The sequence below is a fragment of the Bradyrhizobium sp. BRP22 genome (assembly GCF_020194175.1).
Taxonomy (GTDB): Bacteria; Pseudomonadota; Alphaproteobacteria; order Rhizobiales; family Xanthobacteraceae; genus Bradyrhizobium.
Genome location: NZ_JADYVX010000020.1, coordinates 125761 through 141852, shown reverse-complemented (window position 1 = coordinate 141852; position 16092 = coordinate 125761). Strand labels below are relative to the sequence as shown.

18 protein-coding genes and 1 tRNA gene are annotated in these 16092 nt (G+C 63.6%); 12 read left to right on the top strand and 7 right to left on the bottom strand.

The features are described from left to right. Positions 1-168: 168 nt before the first annotated feature. The 3 genes from ugpB to I6F35_RS23785 all read right to left on the bottom strand — a co-directional run bounded on the left by ugpB (position 169) and on the right by I6F35_RS23785 (position 3625). A complete protein-coding gene (gene ugpB / locus I6F35_RS23795) occupies positions 169-1488 on the bottom strand; it encodes a sn-glycerol-3-phosphate ABC transporter substrate-binding protein UgpB (protein ID WP_225120082.1) in 1320 nt (439 codons plus the stop codon). Positions 1489-1739: 251 nt separating this feature from the next. Next, positions 1740-2945, bottom strand: coding sequence for a CaiB/BaiF CoA-transferase family protein (locus I6F35_RS23790; RefSeq protein WP_225120081.1), 1206 nt, complete (start codon positions 2943-2945; stop codon positions 1740-1742). Positions 2946-3199: 254 nt separating this feature from the next. Next, entirely contained in the window at positions 3200-3625 is a 426-nt protein-coding gene (locus I6F35_RS23785; protein ID WP_225120080.1) for an organic hydroperoxide resistance protein, read from the bottom strand. A gap of 155 nt (positions 3626-3780) precedes the next feature. Here I6F35_RS23785 and I6F35_RS23780 point away from each other — a divergent pair, with 155 nt between their 5' ends. Next, positions 3781-4245, top strand: coding sequence for a MarR family transcriptional regulator (locus tag I6F35_RS23780; protein WP_225120079.1), 465 nt, complete (start codon positions 3781-3783; stop codon positions 4243-4245). Positions 4246-4262: 17 nt separating this feature from the next. On the opposite strand, the gene I6F35_RS23775 is transcribed toward I6F35_RS23780, so the two are convergent. From I6F35_RS23775 to I6F35_RS23765, 3 genes are all read right to left on the bottom strand, one after another. After that, entirely contained in the window at positions 4263-4502 is a 240-nt protein-coding gene (locus I6F35_RS23775; RefSeq protein ID WP_225120092.1) for a GIY-YIG nuclease family protein, read from the bottom strand. A 470-nt stretch (positions 4503-4972) separates the two neighbouring features. Beyond that, positions 4973-5048: transfer RNA gene (locus I6F35_RS23770), tRNA-Ala, on the bottom strand. A gap of 64 nt (positions 5049-5112) precedes the next feature. After that, positions 5113-5523 carry a TIGR02300 family protein gene (locus I6F35_RS23765; protein WP_225120078.1) on the bottom strand — a complete coding sequence of 137 codons (411 nt, stop codon included), beginning with the start codon at positions 5521-5523 and terminating at the stop codon, positions 5113-5115. A 144-nt stretch (positions 5524-5667) separates the two neighbouring features. Between I6F35_RS23765 and aroA the strand changes: the two genes are divergently transcribed. From aroA to cmk, 4 genes are read left to right on the top strand one after another with little or no spacing between them, the layout of a single operon-like run. Then, entirely contained in the window at positions 5668-7026 is a 1359-nt protein-coding gene (gene aroA / locus I6F35_RS23760) for a 3-phosphoshikimate 1-carboxyvinyltransferase (protein ID WP_225120077.1), read from the top strand. 10 nt (positions 7027-7036) lie between these two features. Further along, complete coding sequence (locus I6F35_RS23755; RefSeq protein ID WP_225120076.1) at positions 7037-7639, top strand: hypothetical protein; 603 nt, start codon at positions 7037-7039, stop codon at positions 7637-7639. Beyond that, positions 7617-8024, top strand: a complete 408-nt coding sequence (locus I6F35_RS23750; protein WP_225120075.1) for a hypothetical protein — start codon at positions 7617-7619, stop codon at positions 8022-8024. The genes I6F35_RS23755 and I6F35_RS23750 overlap by 23 nt, the downstream gene beginning before the upstream one ends. Positions 8025-8030: 6 nt before the next feature. Then, on the top strand, positions 8031-8669 hold the full coding sequence (cmk, locus tag I6F35_RS23745; protein WP_225120074.1) for a (d)CMP kinase: 639 nt from the start codon (positions 8031-8033) through the stop codon (positions 8667-8669). Positions 8670-8687: 18 nt separating this feature from the next. Here cmk and I6F35_RS40245 read toward each other — a convergent pair whose 3' ends face one another. Then, the gene (locus I6F35_RS40245; RefSeq protein ID WP_275945490.1) at positions 8688-8822 is read right to left on the bottom strand and encodes a hypothetical protein; all 135 of its coding nucleotides are present in this window, start codon (positions 8820-8822) and stop codon (positions 8688-8690) included. Positions 8823-9372: 550 nt separating this feature from the next. On the opposite strand from I6F35_RS40245, the gene rpsA reads away from it, so the two are divergent. The 7 genes from rpsA (at position 9373) to trpA (ending at position 16083) form a co-directional block, all read left to right on the top strand. Further along, positions 9373-11082, top strand: a complete 1710-nt coding sequence (rpsA, locus tag I6F35_RS23740) for a 30S ribosomal protein S1 (protein ID WP_225120073.1) — start codon at positions 9373-9375, stop codon at positions 11080-11082. Between the two features lie 289 nt (positions 11083-11371). Continuing rightward, positions 11372-12349 (top strand): signal peptide peptidase SppA, encoded by a 978-nt coding sequence (gene sppA, locus I6F35_RS23735; protein ID WP_225120072.1) that lies wholly within the window; start codon positions 11372-11374, stop codon positions 12347-12349. 171 nt (positions 12350-12520) lie between these two features. Then, positions 12521-12844, top strand: a complete 324-nt coding sequence (locus I6F35_RS23730; protein ID WP_225120071.1) for an integration host factor subunit beta — start codon at positions 12521-12523, stop codon at positions 12842-12844. Positions 12845-12925: 81 nt separating this feature from the next. Then, a complete protein-coding gene (locus I6F35_RS23725) occupies positions 12926-13318 on the top strand; it encodes a LapA family protein (protein WP_225120091.1) in 393 nt (130 codons plus the stop codon). A 58-nt stretch (positions 13319-13376) separates the two neighbouring features. Further along, the gene (locus tag I6F35_RS23720; protein ID WP_225120070.1) at positions 13377-14036 is read left to right on the top strand and encodes a phosphoribosylanthranilate isomerase; all 660 of its coding nucleotides are present in this window, start codon (positions 13377-13379) and stop codon (positions 14034-14036) included. Further along, on the top strand, positions 14033-15250 hold the full coding sequence (trpB, locus tag I6F35_RS23715; RefSeq protein WP_225120069.1) for a tryptophan synthase subunit beta: 1218 nt from the start codon (positions 14033-14035) through the stop codon (positions 15248-15250). The genes I6F35_RS23720 and trpB overlap by 4 nt, the downstream gene beginning before the upstream one ends. Then, positions 15247-16083, top strand: coding sequence for a tryptophan synthase subunit alpha (gene trpA, locus I6F35_RS23710; protein WP_225120068.1), 837 nt, complete (start codon positions 15247-15249; stop codon positions 16081-16083). The genes trpB and trpA overlap by 4 nt, the downstream gene beginning before the upstream one ends. Positions 16084-16092 lie beyond the last annotated feature (9 nt).

Below are 16092 nucleotides of genomic sequence, written 5' to 3'. Positions count from 1 at the left end.
CATAATCTTCGACCCGTGCAGGTAGAAGGCTGACCTGATCCCGGCTGACGCCGGTCTTGAACCTACGATTCGTCATACCGAATCGTACACTCGTTCCTACAAAAAGCTCAGATTCTTACCCAGTCTCTTCGCTCCATCCGGGCTACATGACTCAGTGCGACGCGAGACTCAGCGTACGGCGGCTTTTTCGAACTGCCGGAGCATCTGGTTGCCGCGCTCGACGGCCGCATCAAGCGCCTGCTTGGCCGTCTTCTTGCCGGCCAGCGCCTGCTCGATCTCCTCGGCCCAGATGTCGCGAAGCTGGACCATGTTGCCGAGGCGCAGGCCGCGCGAGTTCTCGGTCGGCTCCTTGTTGGTGAGCTCCTTCAGCGGGGTCTCCAGATAGGGCTGGTCCTTGTAGAAGCCCTCCGCCTTGGCTTTCTCGTAAGCCGCCTTGGTGATCGGCAGATAACCGGACGCCTTGTGGATCTCGACCTGGCGATCGGTATTCGAAAGGAAGGCCAGGAACTTGGCGACGCCCTTGTACTCCTCGGCCGACTTGCCGCCCATCACCCACAGCGAGGCGCCGCCGATGATCGAATTCTGCGGCGCGCCCTTGGCATCCGGGTAATAGGGCATCGGCGCGTTGGTCCAGTTGAACTTGGCCTGCGACCTCACATTGCCGAAGAACGCCGACGAGGTCAGGAAGATCGGGCACTCGCCTGATGTGAAGCGGCCCTCGCCGGTGTTGGTCCGGCCGGAATAATCGTAGGTCTTGTCCTTCTGCAGCTCGATCAGGTTTTCCAGATGCTTGACCTGCAGCGGTCCGTTGAACTGCAGCACGGTGTCGAAGCCGTCGAGCCCGTTGGCCTTGCTGGCGAGCGGCACGTTGTGCCAGGCCGAGAGCTGCTCGAGATTGACCCAGGTCACCCAGGCATTGGAGAAGCCGCAATTGCTGTAGCCGGCGGCCTTCAGTTTCTTCGCCGCGGCGAACACGTCCGGCCAGGTCTTTGGAATCTCCGCGATCGCGGCTTTCTTCAGCGCATCGAGGTTAACCCACATCACGGTCGAAGACGAGTTGAAGGGGAAGGACAGCATCTCCCCTTTCGAGGTCGAGTAGTAGCCGGTGATCGCGGACAGGTAGCTGCTCGGATCGAATTTCTCGCCCGCCTCCTGCATCAATTTGTAGACCGGCTTGATCGCGCCGGTTGCCGCCATCATGGTGGCGGTGCCGACCTCGAAGACCTGCATGATGTGGGGCGCGTTGCCGGCGCGGAACGCGGCGATGCCGGCGTTCATCGTATCCGCATAGCCGCCCTTGTAGGTCGGAACGACCTTGTACTCGCTCTGCGATGCGTTGAAATCAGTGGCGAGCTTGACCACGACATCGTTGTTGCCGCCGGTCATGGCGTGCCACCACTGGATTTCGGTTACGGCAAATGCCGGCGAAGCGCCGAATGCCAGTGCGGCCGCGATAGCCGCTGCAGCGCCGAAACGTCGAAAAGCCATAAGACCCCTCCCATTAAGCCGTCATCCCGATCGGTTGCGCTAGCAGCGCGGAATGACGTGCAAATGACCTATAAGCGAAGATCATGGTACCGGGGAAGCCGGACCGGGGGATGGATCCGGCAAAAACAAGCAGCCCTCCGGGAACGTCAATCTTGAGGCGACCTGTTGCCGCAGCCGGCGGGTAGCCCGGACGGAGCGAAGCGCAATCCAGGCTTCGCTCCCATCCGGGCTACAAAGTTGATCCGGACGGATCAGCGCTTTCGCTCGGGCCCGCAGACCACGCCCTTGGCGACCAGCGCCTCGACTTCTGCCTGCGAGTAGCCGAACTCGCCGAGCACCTCACTGGCATGCTGGCTGAACTTCGGCGGGGTGCGACGCAGGCTGGGTTTGGTGCGTTCCAGCCGGACCGGCGAGGCGACGCCCTTGTACCAGTCCTTTTCGATGATATCGCCACGATAGATCGTGTGCGGATTGGTCAGCGCCTGGTCGATCTTCTGCACCGGGCCCGCCGGCAGACCGGCCGCGAGCAGGCGGTTGCACAGCGGCTCGGCCTCGTACTGGCTGAACACCGCGGCAAGCTCGGCGCGCAGCGCGTCGCGGTTGGCGATGCGGTCCTTGTTGCGGGCAAAGCGCGGATCGGTGCCGAGTTCGGGCTTGCCGATCTCCTTGCACAATTTGCGGAAGGTGCCGTCATTGCCGACGCCGATGAAGATGTTGTCGGTCCTGGTCGGGAAGATCGCATAAGGAACCAGGTTCGGATGCTCGTTGCCGGTGAGACCGGGCGGCTTGCCGTGCATGAAGTAATTGGCCGTGTGCGGATGCATGATCGCAAGGCCGGTCTCGTACAGCGTGGTCTCCAGGAACTGGCCGAGGCCGGAGCGCTGCCGCTCCGACAGCGCCATCAGGATGCCGATCGCGGCGTAGAGCCCGGTGGTGATGTCGACCAGCGGCACCCCGATCCGCATCGGGCCGCTCTCCGGTGAGCCGGTCGCGGCGATCATGCCGGTCATCGCCTGGATGATCGCATCATAGCCGGGATTGCCGCCGCGTGGCCCGTCGGCGCCGAAGCCGGAGATCCGGCAATGCACGAGGCGCGGAAATTTCGCACGCAGCACGTCGTTGCCGATGCCCCATTTGTCGAGCGTGCCTGGCTTGAAATTCTCGATCAGGACGTCGGCGCCTTCGAGCAGCTTCATCAGCACCGCGCGCCCGCCCTCGGAGGCGAGGTCGAGCCCGATCGAGCGCTTGTTGCGGTTGATGCCGACGAAATAGGCCGCATCCTCGTCATGGAAGGGAGGGCCCCAGTCGCGCACTTCGTCGCCGGCAGGCGGCTCGACCTTGATCACGTCAGCGCCGTGGTCGGCGAGGATCTGCGTGCAATAGGGACCGCCGAGGACGCGCGTCAGGTCGATCACGCGCAGGCCGGCCATTGCGCCTGCGACCGCTTCTGAACTCATGGGAAACCTTCGCTCAAGTCAAACAGATGGAGGGCTGGTCCAGAGCTAGCGGTCTTCGAACGCGGCGGCAATGCCTTATCGCGCGTGGGCATCCGCATCACCGATCGCAGCGCGAATAGCCCGCTAGATCATGATCCGATTAATGGAATCGGATCACGATCTCATCTCTTTGTCTGAGCATGATCTTTTCGGAAAACCGGTTTCCACTTTTCCGGATCATGCTCTAGCTGCGGCGGGCTATTCCGCCAGACGGATTACACTACGTTCAGCCGTACATCGACATTGCCGCGCGTGGCGTTGGAATAGGGGCACACCTGGTGGGCCTTTTCCACCAGCGCCTCGGCGTCGGCACGCGAGAGTCCGGGCAGTGAGATGTCGAGCGCGATATCGAGGCCGAAGCCGCCTTCGGAGCGCGGTCCGATACCCACGGTCGACGTCACCGAAGCATCGGCGGGCACCTTCGGGCCGCCCTGGGAGGCCACGAACTTCATCGCGCCGATGAAGCAGGCGGCGTAGCCGGCCGCAAACAGCTGTTCGGGGTTGTTGCCGGCGCCGCCGCCACCACCGAGCTCCTTCGGGGTGGTGAGCTTGACGTCGAGCGCGCCATCGAGTGTCGCGGCGTGGCCGTCGCGGCCGCCGGTGGCCTTGGCGCTGGTCTTGTAGAGCACGTTCACAGACATGGGTATCTCCCTCATCGATGGTTTCGACGGCTCTTATATTGCAGGCAATTAGATTGTGTGCAATATAAATCGTGTGGCCTCACATTTAATTGTCTGCAATTGAATGTGCGGCCGCACCGGCCCATCATGAGCGGAGATTCTGACGAGGCTGAGAAATGGCACGGAAACAGCCGGCGATTGCGGACCAGCCGCTACGGCTCGACAATCAAATCTGCTTTGCGATCTATTCGACCGCGCATGCGTTCAACCGCGTCTACAAGCCGCTATTGGACCGGCTTGGCCTGACCTATCCGCAATACCTGGTGATGCTGGTGCTGTGGGAGAGGGACGGCGTGCCGGTCAAGGATATCGGCGAGCGCCTGTTCCTGGATTCCGGCACGCTGACGCCGTTGCTCAAGCGGCTGGAAGCCGCGCAACTGATCAAGCGCACGCGCAGCACGGAAGACGAGCGCCAGGTGCTGATCGCGCTGACGCCGCACGGGCTGGCGTTGAAGGAGAAAGCGCGGAGCGTGCCGCAACAGGTCCTGGCCGCCTCGGCATGCTCGATCGCGGAACTATCAGCGATGAAGGATGAGATCGTGGCGCTGCGGGACAGGCTGAACGCGGCGTTGGGGGAGTGAGAGGGCGAGGGGGGCGATCAGAGGCGCTTCTTGGCGAAGGCGCGGCCGGAGTGGGATTTGAGATATTTCTCGAAGGCGAGTGCTTTGTATTTGTCCGGGAAGGCGCAATACCAGACCAGTTGCCATGGCTTGAATTTGGCGGTGTGCTTGGACTTGCCGGCATTGTGCTCTGGAAAGCGCCGTTTCAAATCCGCAGTGGCGCCGATGTAGTCTTGATCGGGGAAATTGATGCTGCGGATGATGTAGACGTACCACATCAGCAGCCGAGGACTTTGCCAGCGGAGTTCTTGGCAGCCCGTCTTCGCCCTGCGGGCTTCGCCGCGCACCACGCTTCGTCCTTCGAGCTCCGCGCGGCTACGCCACGCGTAGTTGGGCGTAAGAGTCGCAGAGTGATGTCGTTAAAACAGGCCCGTCTTCGCCCGATGGGCTTCGCCGGGCACCACGCTTCGCCCTTCGAGCTCCGCGCGGCTGCGCCACGCGTAGTTGGGCGTAAGAGTCGCAGAGTGATGTCGTTAAAACAGCCCCGTCTTCGCCCGATGGGCTTCGCCGGGCACCACGCTTCGCCCTTCGAGCTCCGCGCGGCTGCGCCACGCGTAGTTGGGCGTAAGAGTCGCAAAGTGATGTCGTTAAAACAGGCCCGTCTTCGCCCGATGGGCTTCGCCGGGCACCACGCTTCGCCCTTCGAGCTCCGCGCGGCTGCGCCACGCGTAGCCCGAAGGGCGAAGCGTGGTGGAGCCAGGCGGGATCGAACCGCCGACCTCTTGCATGCCATGCAAGCGCTCTCCCAGCTGAGCTATGGCCCCTTAAGGGATCGCGAGCCGCATCCGACTCGCGGGGAAAGACCCAGAACACAGTTCTGGATCGATCTCAAGTCTCTTCATCGCCTCCGACGTCGCCAATGATGTCGGTGACGTCCTCATCGCCCTCTTCTTCGTCGGCGATGAAGGTGGAATCATCGTCATCATCGTCTTCGAGGGTCTCGTCGATCTCGATATCATCCTCGGATTCGGGAACGACGGCCTTGACCTTCCCGGTGTTCTCCTCGGCATCGGCCTCCTCGAGCGAGACCAATTCTTCAGCTTCCATCGGCTCCGGCATGTCCGGGGCCGTGGTGGCTGCAGCGGCACCGGCGCCGCGGGTGGCGCGGGGCGGCGCAACTGGGGCGATCGGCACAACCTCGCCGGTGTAAGGCGAGATGACCGGGTTCTTGTTCAGATCATAGAACTTCTTGCCCGTGGTCGGGCAAATGCGTTTGGTTCCGAGGTCGGACTTGGCCACGTGGTGATCCCAGGAATTTTCTGAAAAGCGGTGCTTCACTTGGCTAGTTGGGGGGCCGCTGTCAATAGCGGTTTGCGCGCATTTGCTCCCGGGTGACGCCGGGGGTTCGATGTGTTACCTGCCGCGCGGCGAGAGGACGTAATCTTGGCCCATTCCGAGCAAAACACCGAAAAAACCCCCTCCAAGAGCCCCCTGGAGGCCCGCGCGAGCGGTCCCCTGAGCGGCACGGCCCGCGTGCCCGGCGACAAATCGATCTCCCACCGGGCCCTGATCCTGGGCGCACTCGCGGTCGGCCAAAGCCGGATTTCCGGCCTGCTCGAGGGTGAAGACGTGCTCAATACCGCCAAATCGATGCGTGCGCTCGGCGCTGAGGTCGAGCGCACCGGCCCGTTTGCCTGGTCGGTCCGCGGCGTCGGCGTCGGGGGTTTTGCAGAGCCCAAGGCCCGGCTTGATTTCGGCAATTCCGGCACCGGCTGCCGGCTGGTGATGGGAGCGGTCGCCGGCTGCCCGATCACGGCGATTTTCGATGGCGACGCCTCGCTGCGCTCGAGGCCAATGCGGCGGATCCTCGATCCCTTGGAACTGATGGGCGCCAAGGCGGGCGATATGAGGGAGGGCGGCCGCCTGCCGCTGACGCTGCATGGCGCGCGCAACCCGGTGCCGATCGTCTACAAGACCCCCGTCGCCTCGGCTCAGATCAAGTCCGCGGTGCTGCTGGCCGGGCTCTCCGCGCCGGGTGTCACGACGGTGATCGAGCAGGAAGCCAGCCGCGATCACACCGAGCTGATGCTGAAGCATTTTGGCGCCGAGCTCACCTCGAGCAAGGAAGGCAGCCATGGCCGCAGGATCGCGCTGACCGGCCAGCCCGAGCTGCACGGCGCCGAGGTCGTCGTGCCCGCCGACCCCTCTTCGGCCTCGTTCCCGGTGGTGGCGGCGCTGATCGTCGCCGGCTCCGATATCGTCCTGCCCGACGTCATGACCAATCCGCTGCGCACCGGTCTGTTCACGACGCTGCGCGAGATGGGCGCCTCCATCGAGGAGGACCAGCCGCGCAGTGATGGCGGCGAGCCGATGGCGCGGTTGCGCGTGCGTGCTTCGAAGTTGCGCGGGGTCGAAGTGCCGCCGGAACGCGCGCCGTCGATGATCGACGAATATCTGGTGCTGGCGGTGGCAGCGGCCTACGCCGAAGGCATTACCATCATGCGCGGCCTGCAGGAATTGCGCGTCAAGGAATCCGACCGCCTCGAAGCCACCGCCGAAATGCTGCGCGTCAACGGCGTCAAGGTCGAGATTTCAGGCGACGATCTGATCGTCGAGGGCAAGGGCCATGTGCCCGGCGGCGGCGTGGTCGCCACCCACATGGATCACCGCATCGCGATGTCCGCACTGGTGATGGGGCTGGCCGCCGACCAGCCGGTGACGATCGACGACACCGCCTTCATCGCCACCAGTTTCCCGGATTTCATTCCGATGATGCGCTCGCTCGGCGCGGAGTTTTCATGAGGCTGGCGCAATGGGTACGGCGTTCGATCGAGATGCCCTGCTCGATGCCTTCGATCGAATCGGTCGGGCGGCGGCGCAGGCGGGAACGAAACTCCAGATCGCGGTCTATGGAGGTTCCGCACTCATGCTTGCAAGCAATTTCCGGTTCGCTACGGAAGACATCGTATCCAAGCTTGAGCACCCGCTGCCCGATTGGCTGGCCTTGGTCGTGCACGAAATAGCTCAAGAGAATCACTGGCGGGAAGACTGGTTCAACGACGGCGTTTCATTTCACCTGAGCTCGCTCGCCGATCGGGCCGCCGATCATCTGGAATTCGGAACATTTCCGCGGGATGCTACGTCCGCTGGTCTTGTCGTTTCGGTGCCCTCGGCAGAGTATCTCCTGGCACTGAAGCTGAAGGCGTTCCGTGTCCTGGATCCCCTTCGTGGTGAGACCGAACAACTCGATATCCTCAATCTGATGCAGGTCGTCGGCATTTCCACGGTTGAAGATGCTATTGACCTGTTAGGTCGATACTTTCCCATGAGCGCCGCTTCAGCCGAGAAGCAGCGCTTTCTGCTGGAGAACATAAGCCGTGAGGGAGTGGCCGATGCCCCCAAATACCCTCGCTGATGCAGTCGAGAGCATTCAGGCGGGTGCGCCGCAGGATGTCGTCCTTGCGGAATTTGTCGACACATTCGACCTGGCAACCACCGATGAACTTCGCTATGCGTCCATCGAGCGCGAACCAAGATTGACTGGTGACGTCAGGCTCGACGCGCTTGTCGGTGCGATCGCCGAGTATCTTGCCAAGCAACGTCGGCTTGGCCGTGTACCTGGCTGGGTTTGTGATCCGGCCCGTCGATTGAAGGCGCCCTGGTTCACCTCCGCGGCCGCTTCGGACGCGATGCGCGAATATCTCATCTTCAGCAGCCCCGCCGAGTTTGCGTCGCGCAATATCTTCACCGAGGAGCGGCCGCTGCGTCGCGCGCGCGGTCTTCACTCTACGACTTCATAGGACGCCATGATCATCGCCATCGACGGACCGGCCGCATCCGGCAAGGGCACGCTGGGAAAACGGCTCGCCGCTTACTATGGCTACCGCCATCTCGACACCGGCGTGATCTACCGCGCGGTGGCGAAAGCGCTGCTCGATGCCGGCGCCGACCTCGCCGATGAGGCGCGCGCGATCAAGGCGGCGATGGAGCTCGACCCTGAGAAGTTCGGCCATCCCGAGTTGAAGACGCAGCGGATCGGCGATGCCGCTTCCGTGGTGTCCGCGATACCCAGGGTGCGCGAGGCGCTGATCAATTTCCAGCGCCAGTTCGCGGCCGATCCGCCCGGCGCGGTGCTTGACGGCCGCGACATCGGCACCGTGATCTGCCCGAATGCCGACGTGAAGATCTTCGTCGTCGCCGATCCGCGCGTGCGGGCAAGGCGGCGGACGCTGGAGGCCCGCGCCCGTGGCGAGGACGCCGATGAGGCAGCGGTGCTGGCCGATATTCTCAAGCGCGACGAGCGCGACAAGAACCGCGCGGTGGCCCCGTTAAAAGCAGCGCCCGATGCGCATACGCTCGACAACTCCAATCTCGATATCGAGGCCGGCGTGCGCGCCGCGATCGATATCGTCGAGGCGGTGCGTGCGCAACGCGGGCTGACCTGACTGCCGTCGAAGGGCGATTTACCGGTCAGCCGGGCTGGAAAAAGGCTGCGCAGCCGAAAAGGTCCGCATCGACGCCGCCGCGCCGGGCATCGCGGCGATGGCATGGCCGAGTGCGAGCGCGGCAACGACGGCCAGGGCGATCAGGCTTTTCATGGTCGTACCCCCTGTGTCTTGGGTGGACCCCACTTTGCGCGGGCTCGCTTAAGTCCGGGTTCCACCGCAAGCCCGCCGGACGCCTTTCGCACAACACGGTCAACAATTGTTCAAATGCAGTCCGGCGTTGTTAAGGCTTGTTCTAGCCTCAGAGCCCCGCAAATCGGGCATTTCTGGCTTGCCGAAAATAACCGTGGATATTATATCAGCAGCGTCCGTGCCGCCATCGACCATGTCGGGGCCGCCCGAGCGGGCCGGCAGCGGGGCATGAGCCCCGGCCGATATTGGAGGAGCGCCCGCTCCATCGGTTCTTGAGGTCGATCCCTCGTTTCCGGCCCCGGACATCTACGTCACGCGCATTCTTTCGCAAAGCCGGTTTCCATTTTTTGCGAAGTGCGCGCCATCAACGTATCGAACATGTGGCTTGCTGCCGGCCCGCTTCTGCGCTCTCGCGCAAGGAGCGGTCGTCAGGATTTGCGGACCTGACACCACATGCGCGGTGCGCCCTTGAACCCAAACGGCCGGCAAGACACCCGCATCTGGAGAACATATGGCTTCGAATACTGCTGCTTCCTATAGTCCTACCCGCGACGATTTCGCCGCGATGCTCGATGAATCCTTTGCCGGCGGCAATCTGCAGGAGAGCTCGGTCGTCAAGGGCAAGGTGGTTGCCATCGAAAAGGACATGGCCGTCATCGATGTCGGCCTGAAGACCGAGGGCCGCGTGGCGCTGCGCGAATTCGCCGGCCCCGGCCGCGAAAGCGATCTCAAGGTCGGTGACGAGGTCGAGGTGTTCCTCGACCGCATCGAGAATGCGCTGGGCGAAGCCGTGCTGTCGCGCGACAAGGCGCGACGTGAGGAGAGCTGGGGCAAGCTCGAGAAGGCGTTCCAGAACAACGAAAAGGTCACCGGCGTCATCTTCAACCAGGTCAAGGGCGGCTTCACCGTCGATCTCGACGGTGCCGTGGCCTTCCTGCCGCGCTCGCAGGTCGACATCCGTCCGATCCGCGACGTCGCGCCGCTGATGAACAACTCTCAGCCGTTCCAGATCCTCAAGATGGACCGCCGCCGCGGCAACATCGTGGTGTCCCGCCGCACCGTGCTGGAAGAGACCCGGGCCGAGCAGCGCCAGGAGCTGGTGCAGAACCTCGAAGAAGGTCAGGTGATCGACGGCGTGGTCAAGAACATCACCGACTACGGTGCGTTCGTGGACCTCGGCGGCATCGATGGCCTGTTGCACGTCACCGATATTGCCTGGCGCCGCGTCAATCACCCGACCGAGGTGCTCTCCATCGGTCAGACCGTGAAGGTCAAGATCATCAAGATCAACCACGAGACGCACCGCATTTCGCTCGGCATGAAGCAGTTGCTGGACGATCCGTGGCAGGGCATCGAGGCGAAATATCCGCTCGGCGCCCGCTTCACCGGCCGCGTCACCAACATCACCGACTACGGCGCGTTCGTCGAGCTGGAGCCGGGCATCGAGGGCCTGATCCACGTCTCCGAGATGTCATGGACCAAGAAGAACATGCATCCCGGCAAGATCGTCTCCACCTCGCAGGAAGTCGAGGTGCAGGTGCTGGAAGTCGATTCGGTCAAGCGGCGCATCTCGCTCGGCCTCAAGCAGACCATGCGCAATCCCTGGGAGGTCTTCGTCGAGAAGCATCCGGTCGGTTCGGTGGTCGAGGGCGAGGTCAAGAACAAGACCGAGTTCGGCCTGTTCCTGGGTCTCGAAGGCGACGTCGACGGCATGGTCCACCTGTCCGATCTCGACTGGAAGCTTCCGGGCGAGCAGGTGATCGACAACTTCAAGAAGGGCGACGTCGTGAAGGCCGTCGTGCTCGACGTCGATGTCGAGAAGGAGCGCATCTCGCTCGGCGTCAAGCAGCTCGAGGGCGATCCCTTCGCCGAGCCGGGCGACGTCAAGAAGGGCGCGGTCGTGACCTGCGAAGTGCTTGAGGTGAAGGAGAGCGGCATCGAGGTGAAGATCGCCGGCACCGACTTCACCACCTTCATCAAGCGCTCGGAACTCGCCCGCGACCGCAACGACCAGCGCGCCGAACGCTTCGCCGTCGGCGAGAAGGTCGATGCGCGGGTGATCCAGTTCGACAAGAAGGCCCGCAAGGTGCAGGTCTCGATCAAGGCGCTGGAAGTGGCCGAGGAGAAGGAAGCCATCGCGCAGTACGGCTCCTCCGACTCGGGTGCGACACTCGGCGATATTCTCGGCACCGCACTCAAGAATCGCGCCAACGAGAAGTGAGCACTTGCTCTCCTTCTTATCATCATCAAAGCCCCGGCTTCGGCCGGGGCTTTTTGCTTTCGGGCCTGTTTCAGGTCGATTGTAGCCCGTAGCCCGGATGGAGCGGAGTTATCGCAAGCGGCGAAACTTGTCCGGGATTACGCGTTCGCTCCATCCGAGCTACGATGCTACAGCCGTAACGCAACACCAGCCTTGTTTTCTTCATATTGCACCGCAATTGATGTATTTTGCTAAGCTCTCCGTCATCCTGTGATTGCAAGAACGCGTTGAGCTCTTTTGGAGATTTTCGATGTCGCTTGATTCAGACGTGATCGTCGATCGTCGACGGATTCGCCGCAAGCTGACCTTCTGGCGCGTCGCGGCTGCGGTGGTTGCGATGGCGGCCGTCGTTGGCGTCGGCGTGATCGTAGCGGGCGGACGCAGCTCGCTCTCGACGGTGGGATCGATCGCGCGCGTCAATATCGAGGGCCTGATCCGCAGCGATCAGGATCGCGTCGAGGCGCTGGAGCGGCTGGAGAAGTCGCAGGCCGCGGCCGTCATCGTCCACATCAATTCGCCCGGCGGCACCACCGCCGGTTCCGAGCAGCTTTACGACGCGCTGATGCGGCTGAAGGCGAAGAAGCCGCTGGTCGTGGTGGTCGAGGGATTGGCGGCGTCCGGCGGCTACATCACCGCGATCGCTGCCGATCACATCATCGCGCAGCAGAGCTCGCTGGTCGGCTCGATCGGCGTGTTGTTCCAGTTTCCGAATGTCACCGAGCTCCTGAAGACCGTGGGCGTGAAGGTGGAGGAGGTGAAGTCCTCGCCGCTGAAAGCCGCGCCCAACGGCTATGAGCCGACCAGCCCGGAAGCGCGCGCCGCGATCGATGCGCTGGTGAAGGATTCCTATGCCTGGTTCCGCGGCCTCGTGAAGGAGCGGCGCGGCATGGACGATGCCTTGCTCGACAAGGTCGCGGACGGACGCGTCTTCACCGGCCGGCAGGCGGTGGAGTTGAAGCTCGTGGATCAACTCGGCGACGAGAAGACCGCGGTTGCCTGGCTGGTCCAGGAGAAGAAGATCAAGAGCGGCCTGCCAGTGCGCGACTACAAGCTCAATCCGCGCTTCGGCGATCTGACATTCCTGCGGACGGCGGCTTCGATCACGCTTGACGCATTTGGTTTGAGCGGAATCGCTCGCCGCGTCGAGCAGGCCGGTCTCATCCAGGCCGTCGATCGGTTCGGCATGGACGGCATGCTGGCGCTGTGGCAGCCGGCAGGGAGCAATTGAGATGCCGCGCAATCCGCTTTTGGTCCATTCCCGTATTGCGAGAATGAGGGAAGCCGGGCTCGGGCCATTTGTCACGGCTCTTCATCGGCGCCAAAAGTGATTTAGCGTCTTGACAGTCCAAGGCATTTTCACGGAAATGGATGTCCGCAAGATCCCGGGCCACAACTCTCGATGATCAAATCCGAACTGGTTCAGCGTATCGCCGAGCACAACCCGCATCTCTACCAGCGGGATGTCGAGAACATCGTCAATGCGATCCTCGACGAGATCGTGGCTGCGCTGGCGCGCGGCGACCGGGTCGAACTGCGCGGTTTCGGCGCCTTCTCAGTGAAGCATCGCCCGGCGCGGGCCGGCCGCAATCCACGAACAGGTGCGCACGTTCCGGTTGATCAGAAGAGTGTTCCGTTCTTCAAGACCGGCAAGGAAATGCGCGAGCGCCTGAATCGCGACACCGGCACCAGCGGCGGCGGCAGCTCGCCCGAATCCAGCGCCTGATCTCGCGGAGATTGCTGGCGCGTCCGCATCTCCGGTTGCTATAGATCGGCATGCGATCGTCAGCCGATACAAGGGATGGTGATGCGAAAGTTCTTCACGACGCTGCTCGTCATCCTGCTTGGCCTGTTCTTCGTCATCTTCGCCGTTGCGAACCGTCACCTGGTGACGGTTTCATTCGATCCATTCAATTCGACCACGCCGACGGTGGCGATAACGCTGCCGCTGTTCCTGGTGCTCATTATCGTCGCGATCCTGGGCGTGATCGCAGGCAGCACGGCCACCTGGCTCCGGCAGCATCGCTGGCGGCGGGCCGCGCGGCAGCATGAGGCCGACGCCCGTCAGCTCCGGGCGGAACTGGCCGATTTGCGGGCCACCCTGGCCGCGGCGCAGGCTGACCGGCGTCGCATCACAGCTCCGGCAAATGGCGGCTCATCGGGGGTCGTCGGGCGAGACAAGCAGGGCGCGACGTTGTAGAACCCGCCCCGTCCGGGCCGGAGCCGTCAGTTCCGGCCGCTGCAACGCCTGAGAGACCATGTCCCTGCTCGTCAAAATCTGCGGCCTGTCCACGCGCGAGACGCTCGACGTCGCGCTTGAGGCCGGTGCCGACATGGTGGGTTTCGTGTTCTTTCCGCCCTCGCCGCGGCATCTCTCGCTTGAGGTGGCGCGGGAGCTCGGCCGGCAGGCGAAGGGTCGCGCCGTGAAGGTGGCGCTCACCGTCGATGCGGATGACGCCACCCTCGAAAACATCGTCGAGACGCTGCAGCCCGACATCCTGCAACTGCACGGCAAGGAGCCGGTGGCGCGCGTGCGCGACATCAGGCAGAGGTTCGGCCTGCAGGTGATGAAGGTGATTGCGGTCGAAACACCGGCCGATCTCGCCCCGCTCGCGGGCTATGCCGCGGCCGCCGATCGCATCCTGTTTGACGCACGGGCTCCGAAGGGCGCGACTCGTCCTGGAGGACTCGGTGCGGTGTTCGACTGGCGCGTGCTGGAAAAACTTGAGCTTGACCTGCCCTTCATGGTCTCGGGCGGACTTCATGCCGACAATGTCGCTGAAGCCGTCCGCATCAGCCGCGCCGGCGGCGTGGACGTGTCCTCGGGCGTTGAAAGTTCCCCCGGCGTCAAGGACGCCGATTTGATCCGCGCATTCATCCGCGCCGCGCGCGCCACAGACGAATTGATGGTTCGATGAGCCCAGCACTGCCCAACTCTTTCCGCAGCGGTCCCGACGAGCGCGGGCATTTCGGCATTTTCGGCGGCCGCTTCGTCGCGGAAACGCTGATGCCGCTGATCCTCGACCTCGAGAAGGCCTATGCCGAGGCCAAGGCCGATCCTGCCTTCCAGAAGGAGATGGACGGCCATCTGAAGCACTATGTCGGCCGGCCGTCGCCGCTCTATTTCGCCGAGCGGCTGACCGAGCATCTCGGCGGCGCAAAGATCTATTTCAAGCGCGAGGAGCTCAACCACACCGGCTCGCACAAGGTCAACAATGTGCTCGGCCAGATCATGCTGGCGCGCCGCATGGGCAAGAAGCGCATCATCGCCGAAACCGGCGCCGGCCAGCACGGTGTCGCCACCGCGACACTGTGCGCGCGGTTCGGGCTTGAATGCGTGGTCTATATGGGCGCGGTCGACGTCGCGCGGCAGCAGCCCAACGTGATCCGCATGGAGATGCTGGGCGCCAAGGTGGTCCCCGTGCAGTCGGGCGCGCGCACGCTGAAGGATGCGATGAACGATGCACTGCGCGACTGGGTCACCAACGTACACAACACGTTCTACTGCATCGGTACGGTGGCCGGCCCGCATCCCTATCCGATGATGGTGCGCGATTTCCAGTCGATCATCGGCGTTGAAACGCGCCAGCAATTGCAGGACGTCGAGGGCCGCCTGCCGGATTCGCTCGTCGCCTGCATCGGCGGCGGCTCCAACGCGATGGGGCTGTTCCATCCTTTCCTCGACGATCCCTCGATCGAAATCTTTGGCGTCGAAGCCGCCGGCCACGGGCTGACGCAGTTGCATGCCGCGTCGATCGCCGGCGGGCGTCCCGGCGTGCTGCACGGCAACCGCACCTATCTCTTGATGGACGAAGACGGCCAGATCCAGGAAGCGCATTCGATCTCGGCGGGACTGGACTATCCCGGCATCGGGCCGGAGCACGCCTGGCTGCACGAGACCGGCCGCGTCAACTATCTTTCGGCGACCGATGAGGAGGCGCTGGAAGCCTTCCAGTTGCTGTCGCGGCTCGAAGGTATCATCCCGGCGCTGGAGCCCGCGCACGCGATCGCCAAGGTGATGGAGCTCGCGCCGAAGCGGCCCAGGGATCACCTGATGGTGGTCAATCTCTCCGGCCGCGGCGACAAGGACGTGCCGCAGGTCGGCGACATCTTGAAGGGCCGAAAGCAGTGACCACCCGTATCGATGCACGTTTTGCCGAGCTCGCGAAGCAGGGCCGCTCCGCCTTTGTCACGTTCGTGATGGCCGGTGATCCGGACCCTGCGACATCGCTCGACATCATCAAGGCGCTGCCGAAGGCCGGCGCTGACATCATCGAGATCGGCATGCCCTTTACCGATCCGATGGCGGATGGCCCGTCGATCCAGGCAGCGGGCTTGCGCGCGCTGAAGGGCGGCATGACGCTCAGGAAGACGCTCGAGATGGTGCGCGGCTTCCGCAAGGACGACGACGCCACGCCTTTGGTGCTGATGGGCTACTACAATCCGATCTACATCTACGGCGTCGACAAGTTCCTCGCCGATGCCAAGAGCGCCGGTGTCGATGGCCTGATCATCGTCGACCTGCCGCCGGAAGAGGACACCGAGCTGTGCCTGCCGGCGATGAAGGCCGGGCTGAACTTCATCCGGCTGGCGACGCCGACCACCGACGACAAGCGCCTGCCGGCGGTGCTCGCGAACACCTCGGGCTTCGTCTACTATGTCTCGATCACCGGCATCACCGGTGCCGCGGCGGCCGACGCCAAGGCGGTCGGGGAAGCGGTGGCCCGGATCAAGCGGCATACCAAACTGCCGGTTTGCGTCGGGTTCGGCATCCGCACGCCGGACACCGCGCGGGCGATTGCCGAGCATGCCGACGGCGCCGTGGTCGGCACCGCATTGGTCGATGCGGTGCGCGGCAGCCTCGATGCGGAAGGGCGGGCGACCGCCAAGACGGTGACTGCCGTGGCTGATCTCGTCGCGTCCCTCGCGCAGGGCGTCCGGGGCGCCAAACAAGCGGCCGAATAGGCTGCGATC

What these genes read in the sequence shown, in the direction of transcription:
- I6F35_RS23785 (WP_225120080.1), bottom strand. Translation starts at nt 3,625, where the DNA reads ATGTCTGTGAACGTGCTCTACAAGACCAGCGCCAAGGCCACCGGCGGC.
- I6F35_RS40245 (WP_275945490.1), bottom strand. Translation starts at nt 8,822, where the DNA reads ATGAAAAGCCTGATCGCCCTGGCCGTCGTTGCCGCGCTCGCACTCGGC.
- I6F35_RS23755 (WP_225120076.1), top strand. Translation starts at nt 7,037, where the DNA reads ATGGGTACGGCGTTCGATCGAGATGCCCTGCTCGATGCCTTCGATCGA.
- I6F35_RS23750 (WP_225120075.1), top strand. Translation starts at nt 7,617, where the DNA reads ATGCCCCCAAATACCCTCGCTGATGCAGTCGAGAGCATTCAGGCGGGT.
- rpsA (WP_225120073.1), top strand. Translation starts at nt 9,373, where the DNA reads ATGGCTTCGAATACTGCTGCTTCCTATAGTCCTACCCGCGACGATTTC.
- I6F35_RS23720 (WP_225120070.1), top strand. Translation starts at nt 13,377, where the DNA reads ATGTCCCTGCTCGTCAAAATCTGCGGCCTGTCCACGCGCGAGACGCTC.
- cmk (WP_225120074.1), top strand. Translation starts at nt 8,031, where the DNA reads ATGATCATCGCCATCGACGGACCGGCCGCATCCGGCAAGGGCACGCTG.
- I6F35_RS23780 (WP_225120079.1), top strand. Translation starts at nt 3,781, where the DNA reads ATGGCACGGAAACAGCCGGCGATTGCGGACCAGCCGCTACGGCTCGAC.
- trpB (WP_225120069.1), top strand. Translation starts at nt 14,033, where the DNA reads ATGAGCCCAGCACTGCCCAACTCTTTCCGCAGCGGTCCCGACGAGCGC.
- sppA (WP_225120072.1), top strand. Translation starts at nt 11,372, where the DNA reads ATGTCGCTTGATTCAGACGTGATCGTCGATCGTCGACGGATTCGCCGC.
- ugpB (WP_225120082.1), bottom strand. Translation starts at nt 1,488, where the DNA reads ATGGCTTTTCGACGTTTCGGCGCTGCAGCGGCTATCGCGGCCGCACTG.
- I6F35_RS23730 (WP_225120071.1), top strand. Translation starts at nt 12,521, where the DNA reads ATGATCAAATCCGAACTGGTTCAGCGTATCGCCGAGCACAACCCGCAT.
- I6F35_RS23790 (WP_225120081.1), bottom strand. Translation starts at nt 2,945, where the DNA reads ATGAGTTCAGAAGCGGTCGCAGGCGCAATGGCCGGCCTGCGCGTGATC.
- I6F35_RS23775 (WP_225120092.1), bottom strand. Translation starts at nt 4,502, where the DNA reads ATGTGGTACGTCTACATCATCCGCAGCATCAATTTCCCCGATCAAGAC.
- I6F35_RS23725 (WP_225120091.1), top strand. Translation starts at nt 12,926, where the DNA reads ATGCGAAAGTTCTTCACGACGCTGCTCGTCATCCTGCTTGGCCTGTTC.